This is a genomic window from Roseiconus lacunae (assembly GCF_008312935.1).
In the GTDB taxonomy this organism is placed as follows: domain Bacteria; phylum Planctomycetota; class Planctomycetia; order Pirellulales; family Pirellulaceae; genus Stieleria; species Stieleria lacunae.
The window spans coordinates 1,532,381-1,551,983 of sequence record NZ_VSZO01000001.1 but is presented as its reverse complement, the minus strand read 5'-3'; the positions used below and the strand labels follow the sequence as shown (position 1 = coordinate 1,551,983).

Annotated in this window: 12 protein-coding genes; 2 read left to right on the top strand and 10 right to left on the bottom strand. The window is 56.1% G+C overall.

The genetic code is table 11. From position 1 onward, the window contains the following. Positions 1 to 5: 5 nt before the first annotated feature. The 10 genes from FYC48_RS05855 to FYC48_RS05810 all read right to left on the bottom strand — a co-directional run bounded on the left by FYC48_RS05855 (position 6) and on the right by FYC48_RS05810 (position 15,817). Positions 6 to 1,496, bottom strand: a complete 1,491-nt coding sequence (locus FYC48_RS05855; RefSeq protein ID WP_149495645.1) for a sulfatase — start codon at positions 1,494 to 1,496, stop codon at positions 6 to 8. Positions 1,497 to 1,606: 110 nt separating this feature from the next. Next, the gene (locus FYC48_RS05850; protein WP_149495644.1) at positions 1,607 to 3,517 is read right to left on the bottom strand and encodes an AAA domain-containing protein; all 1,911 of its coding nucleotides are present in this window, start codon (positions 3,515 to 3,517) and stop codon (positions 1,607 to 1,609) included. 259 nt (positions 3,518 to 3,776) lie between these two features. Beyond that, positions 3,777 to 4,559 (bottom strand): 3-keto-disaccharide hydrolase, encoded by a 783-nt coding sequence (locus FYC48_RS05845; RefSeq protein WP_149495643.1) that lies wholly within the window; start codon positions 4,557 to 4,559, stop codon positions 3,777 to 3,779. 155 nt (positions 4,560 to 4,714) lie between these two features. Continuing rightward, positions 4,715 to 6,046 carry an ABC transporter permease gene (locus tag FYC48_RS05840; protein WP_149495642.1) on the bottom strand — a complete coding sequence of 444 codons (1,332 nt, stop codon included), beginning with the start codon at positions 6,044 to 6,046 and terminating at the stop codon, positions 4,715 to 4,717. Then, the gene (locus FYC48_RS05835) at positions 6,046 to 6,861 is read right to left on the bottom strand and encodes an ABC transporter ATP-binding protein (protein ID WP_390622107.1); all 816 of its coding nucleotides are present in this window, start codon (positions 6,859 to 6,861) and stop codon (positions 6,046 to 6,048) included. Before FYC48_RS05835 ends, FYC48_RS05840 begins: the two co-directional genes overlap by 1 nt. 13 nt (positions 6,862 to 6,874) lie before the next feature. Continuing rightward, a complete protein-coding gene (locus tag FYC48_RS05830; RefSeq protein ID WP_235034092.1) occupies positions 6,875 to 8,713 on the bottom strand; it encodes an efflux RND transporter periplasmic adaptor subunit in 1,839 nt (612 codons plus the stop codon). Positions 8,714 to 9,224: 511 nt separating this feature from the next. After that, positions 9,225 to 9,962 carry a lipoate--protein ligase family protein gene (locus tag FYC48_RS05825; RefSeq protein WP_149495639.1) on the bottom strand — a complete coding sequence of 246 codons (738 nt, stop codon included), beginning with the start codon at positions 9,960 to 9,962 and terminating at the stop codon, positions 9,225 to 9,227. After that, positions 9,959 to 13,411, bottom strand: a complete 3,453-nt coding sequence (locus tag FYC48_RS05820; protein ID WP_149495638.1) for an ABC transporter permease — start codon at positions 13,409 to 13,411, stop codon at positions 9,959 to 9,961. The genes FYC48_RS05825 and FYC48_RS05820 overlap by 4 nt, the downstream gene beginning before the upstream one ends. Before the next feature lie 238 nt (positions 13,412 to 13,649). Continuing rightward, positions 13,650 to 14,822, bottom strand: a complete 1,173-nt coding sequence (locus FYC48_RS05815; protein ID WP_160149345.1) for an efflux RND transporter periplasmic adaptor subunit — start codon at positions 14,820 to 14,822, stop codon at positions 13,650 to 13,652. Between the two features lie 269 nt (positions 14,823 to 15,091). Further along, complete coding sequence (locus FYC48_RS05810; protein ID WP_149495636.1) at positions 15,092 to 15,817, bottom strand: two-component system sensor histidine kinase NtrB; 726 nt, start codon at positions 15,815 to 15,817, stop codon at positions 15,092 to 15,094. Between the two features lie 263 nt (positions 15,818 to 16,080). Here FYC48_RS05810 and FYC48_RS05805 point away from each other — a divergent pair, with 263 nt between their 5' ends. After that, entirely contained in the window at positions 16,081 to 17,865 is a 1,785-nt protein-coding gene (locus FYC48_RS05805; protein ID WP_149495635.1) for an SLC13 family permease, read from the top strand. A gap of 93 nt (positions 17,866 to 17,958) precedes the next feature. Then, a complete protein-coding gene (locus tag FYC48_RS05800; RefSeq protein ID WP_149495634.1) occupies positions 17,959 to 19,446 on the top strand; it encodes a sodium:solute symporter family transporter in 1,488 nt (495 codons plus the stop codon). The last annotated feature ends 157 nt before the right edge of the window (positions 19,447 to 19,603 follow it).

Genomic DNA, 19,603 nt, shown 5'->3' with positions numbered 1-19,603 from the left:
TTGGCCTAGCGAGTCTTCGTCGTTTTATTCTTGGTCAGGTCGTTCGTACGGACCTGGCGCAGTCGAGTGGCGAGCTTTTCTTCCAAGCGTTTAACGGTGGATTGGCGAGAGGGGGCGTTCGCTAGATTATGGAACTGTTCCGGGTCCTGGTTCATGTCAAACAATTCGCGTCCACCTTTGGCATCTTCGCCATACTGGATGTAGGCCCAACGATCTTCGCGAATTAAGAATCCTTTGCGCATCGGTGCGACACTGAAGGCGGCATCACGAACGGTACGCTCGGGATCGTCGAGTAACGGAGAGAGATCTTTTCCCTGCAGCCGATCGGGAACTTCAATTCCGCACAAACTGGCCGTCGTCGGGTAGAGATCGATCAACTCGACAATGCTATCGCAGACCGCAGGGGCTTTGCCTGGCACGCTGATGATCAATGGGACTTTTGCGGACTCGTCACGGAGCGAGACCTTCGCCCAGAAATCATGCTCGCCCAAGTGATAACCGTGGTCGCTGGTGAAGATCACGATCGTGCGATCTTCGAGTCCCGAATCCCGGAGTGCTGCAAGGACCTTGCCAACCTGTGCGTCCATAAAGCGAACGGAAGCATAATATCCGCCGACCGCCTTTTTCTGACGTCGCAGGTCCATCCGCATGTTCTTGCTGGTTTTGTAGTTGATACCTGGCTTGGGAATGTCGTCCCAATCTCCAGGCAGTTTTTCCGGGAGTGCCATCGAGGAGTACGGCAAGAAGGGTTCGTAGTACTTGCGGGGCGCGACGAACGGAACGTGCGGGCGAACAAAGCCCACGCCTAACCAAAACGGGTTGTCTTTATGAGCCTGAATCAGCTCGACGGCTTTGGCCGCGGTCTTTCCATCGGAGTGGACTTCGTCATCGCCATCGGCCTCGACAACGACGAACGTGTTTCCTCCGACCACAGGCTTCTTACCATCGGGGTTGCCTTCTAAGGTTTCACCATCACCCTTGGCTTTCCATTCTGGTCCCGGGCTGTTGAAACGTTCGGTCCATGATTCCGCGTCATCAGCGCCATTGTATCCGTCGTGATCTCGCCCATCGCCGCCGTATTCGATGCCACCGGGGACCCCCATGTGAAAAATTTTGCTGACCCGAGCGGCGTAATACCCACGATCTTTGAAGTGCTGGGACCAAGTGGAACGATCACCGATTTGTGGCCGAGGGTTTTTATAGCCAAGAACGCCGGTCGCATGCGGATAATAACCGCTCATCAACGATGCCCGTGAAGGACCACAATAGGTCCCCTGGCAATAGGCTTGCGTGAATCGAGTTCCACGGGCCGCAAGCGCGTCGATGTTCGGTGTGTGGCAAACCTCGTTCCCGTAACATGACAACGCGGTCGACGTCAAATCATCAGAAATGATGAACAGGACATTCATCCGATCCGGGTCGTCAGCGACCGCTTGGACGCCAAATGGCGACACCAGCAGAATTAGCAAAGATGGCAAACGCAGTGGGCGAGGCATGGCAGAGTTGTCAAAAGGCGGGCATCGTAAGGGGACCTACATCATAACCCAACGCTTTGACGTGAATGGCACCCCGGCTACAAGTCTGCTTTTGACGAATCTCCCGGCGTCTAATCGAGCGAAAACTCGAAGACACTTCGATAGGCTTGTTTCTGCTCGAAGTACTCCAGCATACGACCATAGAAATCGTTGCTTGCCAACGTCGCACTATCACCGATCACGATCAGTTTTCGTCTCGCCCTCGTGAGTGCCACGTTCGTCCGTCGGGTGTCGCGCAGGAAACCGATTTCGCCTCGATCATTGCTACGAGTCATCGTGATCAAAACAACTTCTTTCTCTCTCCCTTGGAACCCATCGACGGTATCAATTTCGATATCACGTAGTGAACTCCGATTCCTCAACCATCGAACCTGCGCCGCATAAGGGGCGATGATTGCGATTTGATCACGCCGCATTCCGGACTCAATCAGCTCACCGGCTAGCTGTTCGATTAGTTTTGCCTCGCCGGCGTTGTATTTGCTTTCGCCATCTCGCTCGATTTCTTCATTCAGGTTCGCACCGGCCGTGTCGACGAACATCAGCGGCGTCATGGTCAGTTCGTTCGTCTCGACGCCCGGGAGATCGCACAACCGATGCTCGGCGACACTTTCGTCTGCGAGCAGTGACCCGTCATAGAATTCATCGGATGAAAAGTCCATGATGTCACGATGCATTCGATACTGAACCGTCAACCTTCGAAAAATCGTGGAACCGTCGCGTTCGATCAGTCGATGCATCATCGAGTCACGCATTCCCTCCGCTGCTGCTTCATCGGAAAGCACCGTGGGTGGCAATTGGCAATGATCGCCGGCCATGACCAACATGTCCGCACGCAACGCGGCTTGCCAAACACTCGATTCGGTGCATTGGCATGCTTCATCAATGACGACTAAATCAAATCGCATCTTACCAAGCAAGTCATCATCAATGGTCGTAGTCGTACAAATGACATCTGCCGAATCGACGATGCTACGGACTACATTTTTCTCGAGCGATCGAATCTGCCCGCGAAGATCGCCTGCGGTGCCATAAAGCAAATTGCGACGTCGACGGGCGTCACGCCCGCGTCCCGGTCGTGCCGCCGAACGAAGCACTTCCGTCAGTTCGCGCCGCATGTCCTTAATCACTGCCGACGAAGGATCAGCTTCGACAAGCTCATCAAGTGTGTGGCCGCGCAAGGATTCAAATACGCGTGCGGGGTGCCCGACCCGCAAGACCGCCGGAACGAGTGGCACCAACCGTTCCAGCAGGTTGTCAACGGCGGTGTTACTCGGTGCACAGGCAAGGACCTTGTCTCCTCGCTCGACCGCCTGATAAATGACTTCCGCTAATGTCGTTGTCTTTCCAGTCCCCGGCGGCCCATGCAAAATCGCGATATCCGGCGAAGCGAGCGCGAATGCGACCGCTTCTTGTTGAGGTCCATTGAGAGACGTCAGGAATTCAACCTCGTCTTGATCGCCCTGGCGAATCGCACGTTGGTTGAGAATCATCTCGCGCAGTTGCTTGGGGCGTCCCGTCGCGACCCGGGCCGAAGCCATCGCCGAAAGCTGACGTCGCCGTGTTGTTTCGTCGGGTGAAAGGTCGATACGCAGCCGCTCGCATTCGGGCCAGCGTTCTGTCGCGACCTGGATGACATTTTGGTTGCGTCGACTAACGACGCCGGCGATCCCGTTGTCGGATGCGTCATCGGAATCTGAAATCACCACCGGTGAACCAACCTTTAGCCGGTTCATCGGCAACGGACGACCGTCTGCTTTGACAAAATCGAATAGGATGCGCCCCGCCAAACCGGTTTGATGATCTTGGATTTGCAGATTCAGTAACGTTTCGCCGCTTCGTTCGGCATCACGTGCCTTCTGGATACGACGACGTCGAGCCATTCGTTCACGCTCGGCTTCGCCTTCAAGCCCCAGCCAACGGGCGAGTGTGTCAAAGTAATCGTCTTCACGCAGACGATTCAAATCCAATTTCCGTGACTGCATAGATTCCTAATGCTTCGTCTAGGCCAATACGATGATGGGCGTCCCAACGATCGGTGGCGTGCGTGCAGGTATTCGAAGAAGATCCGTGACGAACGCCGGTGCGCCAAACCCAACGTCGGAGATTGGCAGACCATCGATACGTGGGTTCCCCGGATCGGGCTCTCCACGGTCGGCCGGAACACTGCCGCGTCCGGCTAACCACCGACAACCGTGAGCATTCGCCCAACGGTTGACCCTGTAACCGGTTGAAAAGAATACGTTACTTTTCGATTGGGAATTCCTTGTTGCCTTGTCGCAAGAACGGATCACGAGTCTGTTCGCCTTGGACCGGCGTCAATTCACGAACCCAAATGTTGCGGAAACGCACAGGGTTATTGTGATCCTGTAGTCGGATAGCGCCCTTGACCGGATGCGCCGTGTACTTCGGTGGCCGATCGTAAGGCGTATCGCCCTTGAGTTCAAAATGGTTCAAGATCACGACGCCGTTATGAATCGCGGTGATGTAAGCAGGCGATTGAAGCGACCCGTCCTCATTAAAACGCGGTGCAGTCCAAATCACGTCGTAGGTATTCCACTCACCGGGCGCACGCATGGCATTGGCCATCGGTGGCGTTTGCTTATAGATCGCTCCTGCTTGTCCGTCATGATAGGTTTCGTTTTGGTACGAATCGAGAATCTGGATCTCGTAGCGATTGTTTAGGAACAATCCGCTGTTACCTCGGCCTTGCCCATTACCTTTCGGCGGCGTCGGCGCGGACCATTCGATATGGACTTGGCAATCACCGAATTCTTTTTTCGTGACCACGCTTCCTTTGCCAGCGATCATGGCACCGTCTTCGACTGTCCAACGCTCGGCACCGTTCCATTGTGAAAGGTCTTTCCCACCGAACAGAACGACCGCGTCGGACGGCGGTGCGGCGGCATTTTCACCGGGGGTGACGACAGGCGGTGCCTTCCAAGTGATACCGTTGAGATACTCTTTAGCGGGGCAGTTGACCGCGGCGGCGAGCACTGCGATCAGTGCGAAGGTGCAATAGCGCATGGTGTTAATTGGGTGATGCGGGAAGGTGGATGCCAAAGCCGTGTTCGATTCGTTCGGGCGTCGGCATGTGGAAGGAGGGCAGTTCGCGCAAAGCGAACGGGCGACCATTATGGTCACCCGTCGTCGAAGTCACAAATGGGCGAGTTTAGAATTGCTTATTCGTGTCGCAATGCGTCGATCGGATTCATCCGTGCCGCTCGGATCGCCGGGTAAAGTCCGCTGACCAGTCCGACCGCGACGGCAATCACCACCGCCAAGGGGATGGTTTCATAAACGATCGTCGGCTTGGCTTCACGGATCGCATCGGGCAAGGCCGCGAACTTGTCCGGGAATCCTTCGCGAACCACATAGATCAGGCCCTCATACATCGCCGGTCCGAGAAACCCCAGAAGGATTCCGCAGGCCGCCCCACAGACACTGAGCACCAACGTTTCGACCAAAAACTGACGCACGATGTCGGCCCGTTTCGCGCCCAGAGCGCGTCGGATACCGATCTCTCGAGTACGCTCGGTCACACTCGCCAACATGATATTCATGATGCCGATACCGCCGACGATCAGCGAAATACAAGCGATCAACACGCCGATCCCCAAAAACATCATTCGCAGGTTTCGCGCCTGTTCGAGCAGTTCAAGCGGAACGACGACCGCGGTGTCACCAATTTCTTTGTGGTTACGTTCCAGCAGGGATTCGATCATCGCCGCACTCGACCGAACTTCATCAACGGTGTCTACTTGGAGTGTGATCTGATTCAGTTCCATGATCTCCACTTGGAACTGTCCACTCCGACGCGTCACGATCGTGTCCCCAATTCGCTTTCGCAGGGTCTGGATCGGAATGTAGATGTCCGACGAGAAATCTTGGGAATCAAGCGAACCACCGATCGCCGCCGACGGATTCCTGGCTTCGAGAACGCCAATGATTCGGTAGTAGTCTTGACTTTCGGGAATGTAAACGCGTTTACCAAGCGGTTCCTCGTACGGAAACAAACGCTCGGCGACCCCTGCCGAAATCACGCAAACGGTGTCACTCCGCATCCCGTCGGCATCGGTCAAAAAGCGCCCGCCCTGTTCGCGGATACTGAGCGCGTTGACGCCGGCGTAGCCTGGTGTGCAGCCGACCAATCGGCCATCGACGATCCGATCACGGTAGGTGAACTGCCGACGGATTTCACGAATTGGGATCGCAGTTTTCACGGTCGGGACGGTCGCAAGAATCATTTCCAAGTCACTACGCAGCAACCCGTACTGGCTTGCACGTGCCCCGGCAAGTTTCTCTTCCGGTGGCTTTTGGCTGCGAACAATGATGGTGTTCGCGCCAAGCGATTCGATTTGTTTTTGGACTTGGTCACTGGCGCCCTGGCTGATCGCAGTGAGCAGAATCACCGCCCAGACCCCGATCAGGATCCCGAGCATGGTCAATCCGCTGCGGAGCGGGTGCAGGGCGAGACTTTTCACGCCAAGTCGAAGGGTGCGAATCCAGAGCATTAGCGGTCTGCCTCCCGCAGGAGTTGCTCGACGACTTTGCGCTGCGTCTCACGGGCCTGCTTCCGCGATTCCGGATCGTTGACTTCGTCGCGGTGGAGCTTCCCATCTTTGAGCCGGACGACACGTTTTGCGCGAGCGGCAACATCGTCTTCGTGAGTGACCAAAATGATCGTTCGGCCCTCGTCATTTAGCTTGTCGAATAGCCCGAGGATCTCGTCGGTCGTGACCGAATCCAAGTTTCCGGTCGGTTCGTCAGCGAGGACAAAGTACGGATCATTGACCAAGGACCGAGCGATCGCAACGCGTTGCTGCTGACCACCAGAGAGTTGAGACGGCCGGTGATCGAGTCGTTCACCCAAACCGACTTGCTTCGCCAGTTGGATCGATCGATCGCGTTCTTTAGGGCCGATGACACCTTGGTAGTACAACGGCACCTGAATGTTCTCGACAACACTGAGTTGCTGGATCAAGTTGTACGATTGGAAAACGAACCCGATGCGTTCGGAACGAATCTGCGCGAGTTCGTCGTCGGTCATGGTGGCGATGTCATCCTCGCCCAGCATCAACGAACCACTGGTCGGTTTGTCGAGGCAACCGAGCAAATTCAGCAGAGTACTTTTCCCACTACCCGAAGGCCCCATGATCGCGACGTAGTCGCCTTCGGGGACATCAAAGGAAACGCCGCGAAGTGCTTTGACCGTTTCACTCTTGAGCACATAGTGCTTTTGCAGATCACGGATCGACGTCGCCAAACGTTTGGGATTAGTCGCGGTATCTTCGGGGCCGGTATCGGCCGATCGATAGGCGTCAGTCATCGACATAATTCAATCAGCTCCCCGCCCCTTGGCTGACCATTTTCATCAGTTCGGCGCGTGTCACGGTGCCGTCACCGTCGCTGTCGGCGGACTGAATTCGGTCACGAAAGTTGCCGTCGATCTTTTGGATCTCTTCACTCGAAATCGAACCATCACCGTCGGTATCGTTGCGTTCAAGCATGCGTTGAACCATTGCCGCTGGGCTAGGCCGTTCGCCACCGGGACCTCCCCGTGGGCCTCCGGACGCGGCTGCGCCGCGTGGACCTCGCGGTTCGCCGGAATCTCTCGGACCGCCGGGGCCACCAGGTCCTTGCGGCGGGCCATCCCGGCCTTGGCGATTGTTACCGCGCTGACGATCTTCATCGACATCGGCGATCTCTCGCATTTCGCTGTTGTCCTCAGCCACAACTTCTGGCAAGTCCATCAACGACAAGTGATCTCGCAAATTGAGCACCACGGTCTCGCCTTCATCGATGCCGCCCTTGATCGTCACCATGGTATCGTTGGTAGCACCGATTTCGACTTCTTGGGTCCGGAAGGCTTGGGGGCCTTCTTGCACCAACGCGTACATGTTTCCGCCGTGCTCATACAAGCCTTGGATCGGCATTTGAATCGCGTTGTCGAGTTGCTCGACGAAAATCTGCACTTCGGCAGTCATCCCGGTTCGAATCGTTTCCGGCGGATTGATGATATCGATCGTCACCGCGTACTCTTTGATCGACGAACTAAAGAAACTGCTCGGCTCGGCGTAGCGGTTGACTTTTGACGCGCGACCTTTGAGGACCAATCCTGGAATCGCATCCACGGAAATCTTCGCCGCCATTCCTTCAGATATCAGTGTGATGCGAGATTCATTGATTTTGCATTTGACCTGCATTTTCGAAGGGTCGGGAAGGTAGATCAACTCTTGTCGTTCGCGAACGGTTGCCCCGGCTTCGACGACAAACTCGGCGTTCCCACCTCGACTGCTGTAGCGGTTGGCGTGAACGACAACCCCCGCCGCCGGAGCGGTGATGAGGCAATTCTTGATCTGCTGCTCTGTGTCGGCCAACTGTGTTTGCTCTTCAAGCAGCTCGCTTTCGTAAGCAGAAAGCTGAGCTTGTGCGGATTCGATTTCGCTGTCGAACTGCACCAACATTTTCTTCTTGGTCAGGTTTTGCAGCACCTTCAAGCGACCTTGGGCCGATTCAAGTTGGTTTCGGGCGTTGGCAACGGCAAAACGATCGGCTTCCAATTGCAGGGACTTGATCAGCCCTTTTGCGGCCAAGCGTTGACTACTCTCAAGTGCTTTTTGAGCCTTCACTAAGTCTTGCTCGGCGATCAAGATTTCGCTTCTCAACGCACTCTCTTCCGTCATGTACACGCCATCAAGATATTCCTGGCGAGTGATTTTTGCTTGTTCGACAAGGGCTTTCGCAGTCGTCACGGTCGCTTCCGCAGTGATCACGCCAATCTTGTCTTCGTTCAGCTTCTGCTCCAGCGCCGATGAGTCGAGCTCAACAAGTTTGTCGCCCTCTTGCACGCGGGTGCCTTCGTCGACGACCCACAGGATCGAGACCCCACCACCGCTCTGCGATTTCACTTGGCAGGTGACCTCGATATTACTACTACTCTCAATTTCGCCCTGCTCAAGGACAATGTGGTCGAAGGGACCGCGGGTCACCGGCTGCGTGATCAAGCTGCCCGGCTTGATGCCCTGCTCGCGATCAGAAAACATGGCATAACCGATCGCGCCAATGATTCCGACGACAACCAGGAATGCGACCAATGCACCGGCGGCACCACCACGGTGCCGCACAAATGATCGGGAAGAGACCGGGATCTTACCCGAGGGGATTGAATCCAGAGGCATTGAACCCAAAGGCTTAGTTCGCTGCAATCGAGGCATGAGAGGTCCACCGGTGGTGTGGATGAGAGGGGATCGCATGAGGTGGGATGCGGGCGCTAACTATTTAAAACCACGAAACCCCCGAGTTGTTTCGCAAAATCAACTTGTTTGCGAAAAACTCCGCGGGTCGCTACCGCAGTGTACTCAGCCGAACAGGAACATCGTGGCAATCTTCATCGTTGGCGACGACTTTTTGCCCCACGCAAGCCCTACGACCGCGATCATTGAACCTTGATCGCCCGGGGATGCCAAGAGAACCCACTTCGTGCTCTGCCCTTTTGAAAATTTCCATGCGAGTCTTCGGCCGATGTGCGTGAACCACGGTGATTGCTCGGAAACCGTGGCCAACGCCGTTCGCCTATTCCTAAACCTGAACCGAAACAAAACACTCGTCGGTCGATAGCAAGACGTCCTCGTGTGACGCGTTTGCGCAGATGTTTACCAGAATGCAAGACCAGACCACCCGCACACCACACTAATGCCGCGTGTGCCATGCCTCACGACCATATCGCTGCTCAATCAGCTTGTCTGCTGTTGGTATCAGATCCCGCGCATCGATTTGGCCGTCGACGCCAAATTCCCCTGCAAGGTCTTTGCGGAGCAGGGTCGGATCGAGCGGTACATTGGTGACAAAAGCCCCGTGATCGCGGCCATCGCGATAATCTGGTTGCCGGGGGGCGAACGCCAAGCACCGCTGTAGAACCTCCAAGTCGACGTCATAAAGCAGCGTTCCGTGATACAGCAAGTGACGTCGACTGATTCTCAGCGCATTTCCGGAAAACTTGCGGTCGCCTTCCGTCAGATCACAGATCCCTTGCTTGCGCGCAGCGGGCAGTTGTTTTTTTACCGCCTCGAGAACTCGCGACATGACCAGCTGGTGGGCACGATCAATCTTCGCAGCTTCGGGGTGCTCGTCCAAAGAAACGATTACGTTGTACATCAGGCATCCCGGCCCGGCGACAATTGCAGCGCCGCCACTGCAGCGACGATAAATCCCGATCCCTCGGCGTCGACAAAACTCCCGATCGGTTTCCAATTCAATTTTGGACGACCTGCCAAGGATCACCGTCGGTGAGGAAAGTTCCCAAGTTCGGAACGTGGTACCGATCTCGCCTGCTTCGGCCATCGAAAGGGCCGCTTCGTCGATCGCCAGTTGATAGGCCGGAACGTTTAGCTTGGGTAGCGCCGCCGCATCAATCACAATTTCCTTCACGATCCCCTCAACGATTCCAACAATCTCATTCGCGCGACTTGAATGGCCGCCACGAGCCCGGCCACCAATCCGAAAAGAAAAATCCCAAGCACCAACAACAGCGGTTCAAGCACCGGTGGCTGGGTGCCCTGTGACCACGCATACGGGAGCACGGCTAACACCGCACACAACACACCGCAGCCGATGCCCATCGCGAGTAACGATGCCGTCTCCCCGACGACTAATAGTGCGAGGCGTCGACGAGTGAACCCGATCGCACGCATGACCGCCAACTCACCACGGCGTTGCAACAAATTACGCAATTGAGCGATTGCCAGCCCGATCGTTCCCAGCAGCAGACCGAGCCCCCCCAGGCTTTGGAAGGTTCGTAAATACGTGTTTTGCACCGCCATCATTCCGGCAAGTACCTCATGGGAATCGGACACATCAAACCCGACGTCACCCAACCGCGATTCGAACGCCTGTGTCACCGCCGCGATGTCGATGGTCGATCCGCTCTCGCCGATCAAGAAGAAACGATACCCGCTGATTTCGGGAAACAACCGCTGAAAGTTACCTTCGCCAATCATCAGTCGACCTTGCAGCAGCGAATTCTCCAGCAAGCCGACGACTTTAAAATGAACCGTCGTCGTGTCATAAGTAAACGCTTTTACTTCACCGACCCCCGCCATCATTTGCAGACTCCACATGGCGGTGTTTTGATCCAAGATTAGCGGGATGGGATCATCGGCCGTTCCTTCGGCGTCGGTGTCGAGTAACGACCAAGCCAATTCGCCCGCTTCTGCCGCCGAGGCATAAAACCGAAATCGATCCAAAGATTTTGCCGCCGAATCAGGAACCCCGTAAACGGTCGGCTCCGATGCTTGATAAAGGTTGTTGCAACTGGCATCTTGCCCACGGCGGACACGGAACGAAACGATCGACGCGTTGGCAAGCCGTTTGGCATCGGCGCCCATGAGCCCTGACTGGACATCGGGATCGGCCAAATCTTGGTAGATCGGTTGTGCCGATTCGGCCTGCAGATCGAAGCCCCCGGTTCCTTCGTCGCTGGGGACCAAGCGAAATGCATTGATCGCGACAATCAAAAACGACGCCGTCGCGATCAACCCGATGGTCAGTGTACTGCGAAGCGGCGCACGCGTTGAGTTCTGGCGGGCAAGTCCGGAAAGCTGGTAGTTGGCGTATTGCTGCGAGGTACCGTCGTCGCGTTGCGTTTTGACATTCCGGAAGCGTCCATATACGAACACCAACATCGCGATGAGCAACATCATTCCGCCGCCGACAAATCCACCGGCGGCCGTCTGGCCACCGCTCGCCGCACCGAACGCACCTGCTGCGATTGCAATCATCGACAAGCCGATCGCCGTCCGGTCAGGCCAACGCAGACGCTTCGTTGCATCGACTTCATCCAGTTCGCCGCGACCACGCAGCAGCGCGACGGCATCATTGCGCAGCATCGACCGAGTGGTCACCCAGAGCGCACCGAGTCCGCAGAGGAGCCCCGCTAACCCACCGATGATTAAACTGGTCGGCGTCGCATGAAATGTCAGGAACGGAACGGTAACGGCACCCACCCAAAAACTTCGCAGCGCCGCGAGGACCCCGAAGGCATACGCGATGCCTCCGCCGAGCCCGAGTAAGACTCCAAACAACGAAGTGAGCAAGCCCTCGCCAAGATAAAGACGGCTGACCTGTTTGGGACGCAATCCGACCGCGATTAATGTTCCAAGTTCGCTGCTGCGGGTGACTAAGCCCAAGCGAAAGAGCATTGCGATCAGCATCACTGCGGAAAAAATCACGAACATACTGAGTGACAAAAACAAACCATCAAACGGCGTCGTGCCTTTGGACGCCGCCAACTGGGCGCCCCGGATCGAGCGTGGTTGCCATCCAAGCTCGGGTAGCGTCGTGGCGGTCGCGGCAAGAATTCGCTCACTCAGTTGGTCAAGGTCAGTCGCAACGGAGGTTTCGATCATTAAACCGGTGGTCTGACCGAACCGACTGGAGAACAACGCCTGTCCCGCGGCAAGCGGAATAAACGCCTTGGGGGTCAAACGATGATTCTTCCAATACTGATCGTCCTCGTCCGGCACTTCGCGGGTCAGTTCGAAAGGCGTGTCCCAATCGCTCATCGAGTCCTGGTCGGTGACACCGGGAACCGTTGGTGTCAGCGCCGGATCGTTGTAGCGCGTCGGTCGTTTGCTGTAAACCGCTTCTCGACGCCTTCGGTAAGGGCGTTCCGGTTCGGTAATCGGAACGATTCCAACCACGGTTGCTTCGAATTGTCGTTCGATTTCTTTACCGTTTTTAACCTCCGGCTCGTAATAGTCGATCACAAGCTGATCACCAACCGACAACTTCATTCGGTCGGCGAGCCATGAATTTACGATGATCGGCACAACGGTTTTCTGATCGGTGGATTTCACATTGCCGTAGTCGAGCGGCATTAGCGAAGACGAATCAACCGCCGCGATGGTGCTGTAGGTCACGCGTGGGAACTCAGCCGATCCGTCCGCCGCACCCTCCTTCTTCCGCTGAATCTCATTGGCGAGATAGGTCAGGGTTGGCGTCACCTTGTCGCTGGGAAATGCCGCGGTGATCGCATCGACCGCCGGATCGCTGATCAGCAAACGGTCACTCGTTAAGTTGTAATAATCGAAGATAGTTTTATCGTCGAACGTCTTGGTCACTCGTTCAAGTTTCAGCCCAAGATCGGCAAGCGTCGGCTGCACCTTCTCTGCCTCGATGGGCTCGGAAGAAAGCAGTACGTTGGCTTGCCCATCACGATCAAGAACCGAAGCGACAAGCTCCCGCGACAGGAAAACATTCTTGGGACTCGCTTGAGAAGCGGCGAGCGAAAACCTTGCCAAGCCTTTGTCGGGCAAGATTTCAGCGACGTTTAGTCGCGGGATGCCTTCGGTTTGCACGTCTTTGCGGCCTAGCGGACTATCCGCGGGCACAGCTTGCTCGACCGGTAAACGGACCGTGACTTGATCGCCGACCCGAACCCCAAGCTCGCTCGCCAACGACTCTGTCATCACCACTGAATCGTCATCAAGCTCGACAGTGGGGACAACGCCGGATGTGTCAAGCTTCCAAAACGAAGGATCACAACCGACGACTTGCACCGATCCCGATCGTCGCATTTGATCGTCAACGGTTGCTTCGATCACGGCTTGATCGAATAACAAAATCGGCGCGACGTGTTCTTCGCTTTGACCGACCCGCAACGCAATCGATTCGGTCTCAAAAAAACCGCCAGGGGCGATGACGGTGTCAATCTTGCCGAGACGTTCGACAGTCAACTCGCGCAAACTGCCGCGCATCGAATCGCCAACCAACAACGCACCGACAATCACCGATGTCGCGATCGCCACCCCCAACGCAACGGACAAGGTGGTGCGCCAATTGTGACGGACGCCGGCGAGGATGACTGACCAAGATGACAATGGATCGCGGAGGGCTGCGAGGAAATAGATTGCGAAAGAACTGCTTCAGTTTAGCAGTCTACGCTCGCCTCGTTCTAGCAGCGATGCGGATTCGCCAGCTAACAAATATCCCCTCGCTATTCGGTTGCCCCCGCGAATGGGACCAAGAAAATCGCGATCGGACTAGAACTTTCCGGTTAGCGAAACACGTTTTCCGGGACGCTTCAATCCATGATTCGGATTCTGCCTATTCTTAGACCTATTCACTCGTTTCCGATACCGATTGCGATCCGTCCAGGTGAAGCGTTCCGACAACCCCGGATCGGACTCTTCCATCGGGGTTAGCCATATCAGCCCACACGACAACGCGTCCTGATACCGAGGTGACTTCGTTTGAGACGAAGCAAATCTCGCCGTGCAATTCAGGAGCGGACGACTGTTCAGATGACAAAACGCTACGATCCGCTTGGTACGGAACAAAGCGAACTCGTTGGCCAATGATGCGGTCGTGAATCAATGCCGGATCGATTTCACACTCAACACGAATGGGATCAAGCGAAATGACTCGAACGACCGGTTGACCGGCCTGGACCCATTGCCCTGCTTGCGCGATGACTTCGGCAACGATGCCGTTGCGAGAAGAACGAATCCGGTGCCGGGCTAAGATCTCCTTTGCGATCTCAAGCTTGGCCTTGGCATGATCCGCCGATGCGGTAGCCACACGCGTTTGCAACTCCGCCTGCTCGCGTTTCAATTCAGATCGCTCGACCCTTAACCGCAGTTGACGAAGTTGCATCTCGCTGACCGCACCGGTGTAGGTCTGGTTTGCGAGTTGGGCTTGCCGCAGATCTGTTTGTCGTGTCTCGAATTCTTGGGCGGCGTCTCGAATGATCGTATCGGTTTGGCTTTCCAGAAGTTTTGCCTGGTACGCAGCTTTGACAGCGATCATTTCCTGCTCGGCAAGCCTGTCGTCGAGCCGGGCAACAATGGTGTCCGCTAAAATCGTTTGCCCCGCAGAAACATCGACACTTTTGACCAAGCCACTGATCGTCGCGGCGATCTTTGTATTGTGGATCAAGAGGGTTCGTGCCTGGGACAATCCGGAGTTGCTTGGCGGCTGCGCCGGCAATGAGTTCGTCCGCTCCGCCGCGATCGGTTCCTGCCCAGCAACCGAATCGGCATCGGGCACCGGCCCGTCCATTCGATCGCTCTCTTCCTCGTTTATCTGGTCTGCTTGACTTGCTTGCTCGGACGATCCGGAGGCCGCCAACTCCGGCCCTTCGTGACTCGACTCCGTTGTTTCGGTCTCGGAATTCGGTACCGCCGATTCCACCAGATCAACCGCAGGAACATCCTGCCCGAGTCCGCTGGATGAACACAGCGTCAACAACAGACCAAGCGACGCGAAACAATAGCAGGACCGTAGAATCATGGCACTCAAGTTCATCTGGATGGGAAACAAAGGCCGGTAGCATAGCCGTCGCTTGTTCCGCAAAAGTCGCGATCGCGTAGGCGGCTTTTGCAGAGAGGACGCCGGCGATAGCTAAACCGAAGCTCTCGGCGAGTTTCGCTACCCTAGAATCAAACCTAAACAGGGCACGAGCCGTGGCGTCCCTTCTACGCTATTCAGAGTCGAGCGATTCGCAACAGGTTTCGTCGTCGGTGAGACGCGATTAAGAAAATCGAACTGAACCGCTGCGGCTAGATGATTCGCCGCAAAGCGGGGAATTCCAAAGTGAACTTAGTTCCTTGGCCGACGTCACTTTCGACACTCATCCGACCAGAGTGGGCTTCGATGATTTTGCGGGCCGTCGGCAATCCTAGCCCGCTACCGCCTTCCTTGGTCGTGTAAAAGGGCTCGAACATATGCATGATCGTGTTACCGTCGATCCCTCGGCCGGTGTCGATCAGATCCATTGCGACACCGGAATTGGTGGTGTAGGTACGAACTAATATCTGCCCACCGCGGTCGGTCGCTTCGAGTGCGTTCTTGACGAGATTCATCAGAGCCGCTTGCAGCGAATCGCTGTGGAGGGCTATCGAAGGTAAATCGTTGTCAAGAAAGCGAACGATTTCGATTTCGCGCTGTGCCGCTTCGGCGCTATAGGCGTTAAGCACCGTTTCCAATTGATCGTTTAGCGAACCGGACACCAAATCGATGTCTCGCAATCGGGCGTATCGCAAAAAGTCACGCAGCAATCCTTGCATCCGTACGCACTGATCACGAATGATTTTGGCGCGTTCGAGTGGTCGACGGCTTTCCGGTGAATGCCAATCGGCGAGGTCTTCGCTGAGCAGGTCGATGTTCATATGAATCACCGACAACGGGTTCTTGATTTCGTGCGCCAACGAACCGGACAGCTCAGCTAGCTCCTCATACTGGGCTCGCAGTTCGTCGATCGGGGATGATTTATCGCTACTCGTCATAACCAATGGCAATCGTCGCGGTCGGGTGAACCCGGATGCAAAATTCTTGTCAAATTGTACCGAGAACGCCGATTTCAGATACGTGGCGACGATTTAAAGGCCTTTGATCGGAAAAAAACGCTCACCGCCTGACCGAAACCACTCTCACGGACTATCGTTTGCCGAATGTCAACCGTCAAACGGCCCGCCGGACGACCAAATCGCCAGCCGTTTCGCCGGAACTATCAGTCACCTTCATCCGTTTTCTGTCCTTTTGATCATCGATGGATTGGCCTGCCGTTTTATCGCTCCTCGTCGCCGCCGGGTTGCTCATCAGCCTGGCGTTTCGACTTGCGCCGACGGATGTGTTGGCGATGGCGTTTTTGGCTGTCCTGGTCGTCGTCCAGGACTTGACCGGCACCGACAAGCTTCCCACACCGCTGGAAGCGGTCAAAGGGTTTGGCAACCCAGGGCTATTGACGATCGGGTTGCTTTTTGCCGTCGTGGCGGGGCTCGAAATGACCGGCGCAACCAAGCTAGCGACCGGGTGGTTTCTCGATCGCGCAAAAACGTTGCGTGGGGCTCAGCTACGCATTTTGGCTCCGGTCGCAGGATTGAGCGGGTTCCTGAACAACACGCCCGTGGTCGCCGCCCTGATCCCGATCGTTGACGACACAGCGAAACGGCTCCATACAAGTTCCAGCCGATTGCTGCTGCCGCTTTCCTACGCCGCGATCATTGGCGGCATGTGCACCGTGATGGGAACGAGCACCAATCTCATTGTCCGCGACGAGTTCGCTTCGCGGGGCGGCGAACCGATCAGCTTCTTTGCCCCTGCCGTTGTGGGCGTTCCCGCAGCGGTCTTGGGTGTGATTTATATGGTCATGTTTTCCAATCGGCTGATTCCGGATCGGCGTGCGGCGGTCAGCGCGAGTGACGATCCAAAAAAATACACCGTAGAAATGTTGGTCGACGCATCCGGACCGTTGGTCGGAAAGACCATCGAGGACGCGGGACTGCGTAGTTTGGCAGGATTGTATGTTGCCGAGATCCAACGGGGCGACGACGTGATCGCGGCCAAACCCAACGAACGATTACGAGGCGACGATGCACTGATCTTGGTCGGCGCGCTCGACTCCGTCGTCGACCTGAGGAAAATCCGTGGCCTGCTGACCCCGGATGATCAAGGGCGGAAACTGGAGATCCCCGCATGGCGACGCACTTTGGTGGAAGCGGTCGTTAGCTCACGTTGCTCCCTGCTGGGCAAAACGATTCGCGAAGGGCGATTCCGCAGTAATTACAACGCCGCCGTCGTAGCCGTCGCCCGGGGTGACCGACGACTGGAAGGCAAAATCGGTGACGTCCGTCTCGAAACCGGCGACGTGTTATTACTCGAAGCATCACCGTCGTTCATTCACCGCGCCAAAGAATTGCGGGACTTCTTTCTTGTCAGTGCGGTCGGCGGTGAAGCCGTCCGGCGGCATGAGAAAGCATGGTACGCGATCGCGATCATGGTGACGATGGTTTGCGTCGCCGCCCTCGGATGGGTTTCGATATTGACCGCCGCGATGGTCGCCACCTTGGCGATGTTGGCTTGCCGTTGCTGCACCGCGCACGAAGCCCGCCGCGCCGTCGACTGGCGCATCCTGATTGTGATCGGTGCGACGATCGGCATCGGTTCGTCGCTAGAGAAAAGTGGTGCCGCCGAAGCGATCGCCAAAGGTGTGATCGGTTTGGCGCAAGGAAATCCCAAGCTAACGCTAGCGTTGGTTTATTTGCTGACGATGCTCTGCACCGAATTGATCACCAACACGGCCGCGGCCTTGATCATGCTGACCGTCAGCCTGGGAGCGGCCGGCACACTAGGCGTCAACGAAACTCCGTTCGTGATTGCCGTGATGATCGCGGCGTCGGCAAGCTTCTTGACCCCGTTCGGATACCAAACGAACTTGATGGTCTATACCGTTGGCGGTTACCGCGTTTCCGACTACCTCCGATTCGGTTTGCCGCTGTCACTGTTGGTCTTTGTGGTCGCGATGGTCATGATCCCCTGGCAATTTCCGTTTTAAGATACGCTCGCCCGCGGGGGTCCAAGCTACAGCAATGACCGTTCCGGTATCATGATGCCTTTGACCGACTAACCGGACAGTTCGGGATCGTGCATGCTATTTGAACTTGGAACCGTCGACGCGATCGTCTTAGGCGTCGTGTTACTTATAGCCGTCGCAATTGGCGTGCTAAGCGGTCGTAAAAACCGCGACGCAGAGACGTTTCTGGTCGGCGGACGTGACCTGCCATGGTGGGCGATTCTCGGTTCAATTGTCGCGACGGAAACCAGTACCGCGACCGTGCTCAGCCTGCCAGGTGATTCGTATGCGGGCAACGGATTTCGTTGGCTACATTTGACGTTCGGATTGGTCCTGGGCCGTATCCTTGTCGTTCGTTTTCTGTTGCCGCTGTACTTCAAACGCCGCTTATTGACCGCCTACGAAGTCCTTGACGAACGACTCGGCAAGGCAGTCAAGACTGCCGCGTCGATGATGTTCATGGTGACGCGCAACCTTTCCGATGGGCTGCGTCTGTACCTCGCGGCCGTTGTCGTCCAGACGCTTTTAGGTTGGTCACTGACGTCCAGCGTGATTGTCATGGGATTGGTGACAATCGTTTATACGGCGATCGGTGGATTGCGGTCGGTGGTCTGGAATGATTGCGTGCAGTTCGTGATCTACATGATCGGCGGTGTCGCTGCGGTCATGATCCTTGCCCAAGCGATCCCAGGCGGCTTGTCGGCGATTTATCAATTCGCCGATCAAACCGGGCGTCTAACGATGTTTGACCTGCGCTTTGATCTTTCCGAACCACTGAACTTTTGGGGCGGTCTGTTGGGCGGGGCAGTCCTGACCATCGGAACCCATGGCACAGACCAAATCATGGTGCAGCGTTATCTGAGTGCACGCAGTCAAAAGGAAGCCGGTCGAGCAATCATTGGCAGCGCGTTCGTGGTGATGATCCAGTTTGCGTTGTTTCTCTGGATCGGGGTTTCACTCGCTTGCTTCTTCGCGAACACAAACTCAGTCGCCCCCGAGAAACCGGATCAGGTATTCGCCTACTTCATCGTTCATCACTTCCCGGTAAACTACGGATTGATCGGGCTAATGCTGGCCGCAATCTTGGCCGCAGCGATGAGCACGCTGTCGAGTTCACTCAGTGCGTCTTCTTCGGCGCTGCTCAACGATCTATACGTTCCGTTTGTCAAAAGACGCCGTGGAACGGAACCGAACGGGCGATCACTGTTGCGAACAAGCCAGGCGATGACCATCCTATTCGGTATCATTCAGATGGGCATCGCGATCTGGGCAAGTCAACTCGATCAAACCGTCGTCACCAGCGCCCTGACGATCGCCGGATTTGCCGCCGGGTTGCTGCTCGGCGTGTTCCTACTCGGGCTGTTCTGCCCCAAAATCAGTCAGCGATCGGTGTTTCTAGGACTGGCCATCGCGGTAATCGTTTTGGTCTTGGTCAGCTTCCAAATCAAAAACGAAGCGGGCAAAGCGATCATCGCATGGACGCACCTCGCAACCGTTGGAGCGTTCACCACCGTCGTGGTCGCGCGGATTAGCGAAGCGGTTTCGCCCAGTCGAAATACGTAATGCCAACCTGGGTACTTTCTAGACCCAATGTTCGGGTTCGGCTCATCAGCCGACGGGCGTCCGCCCCGGTTACTGCACCGAAATCGTGGGGAACGCCATGCGGCTAATCGTAATCTCAAAGGTTGACGGCGCACAAACGATTCCTGGCACCGGCAAT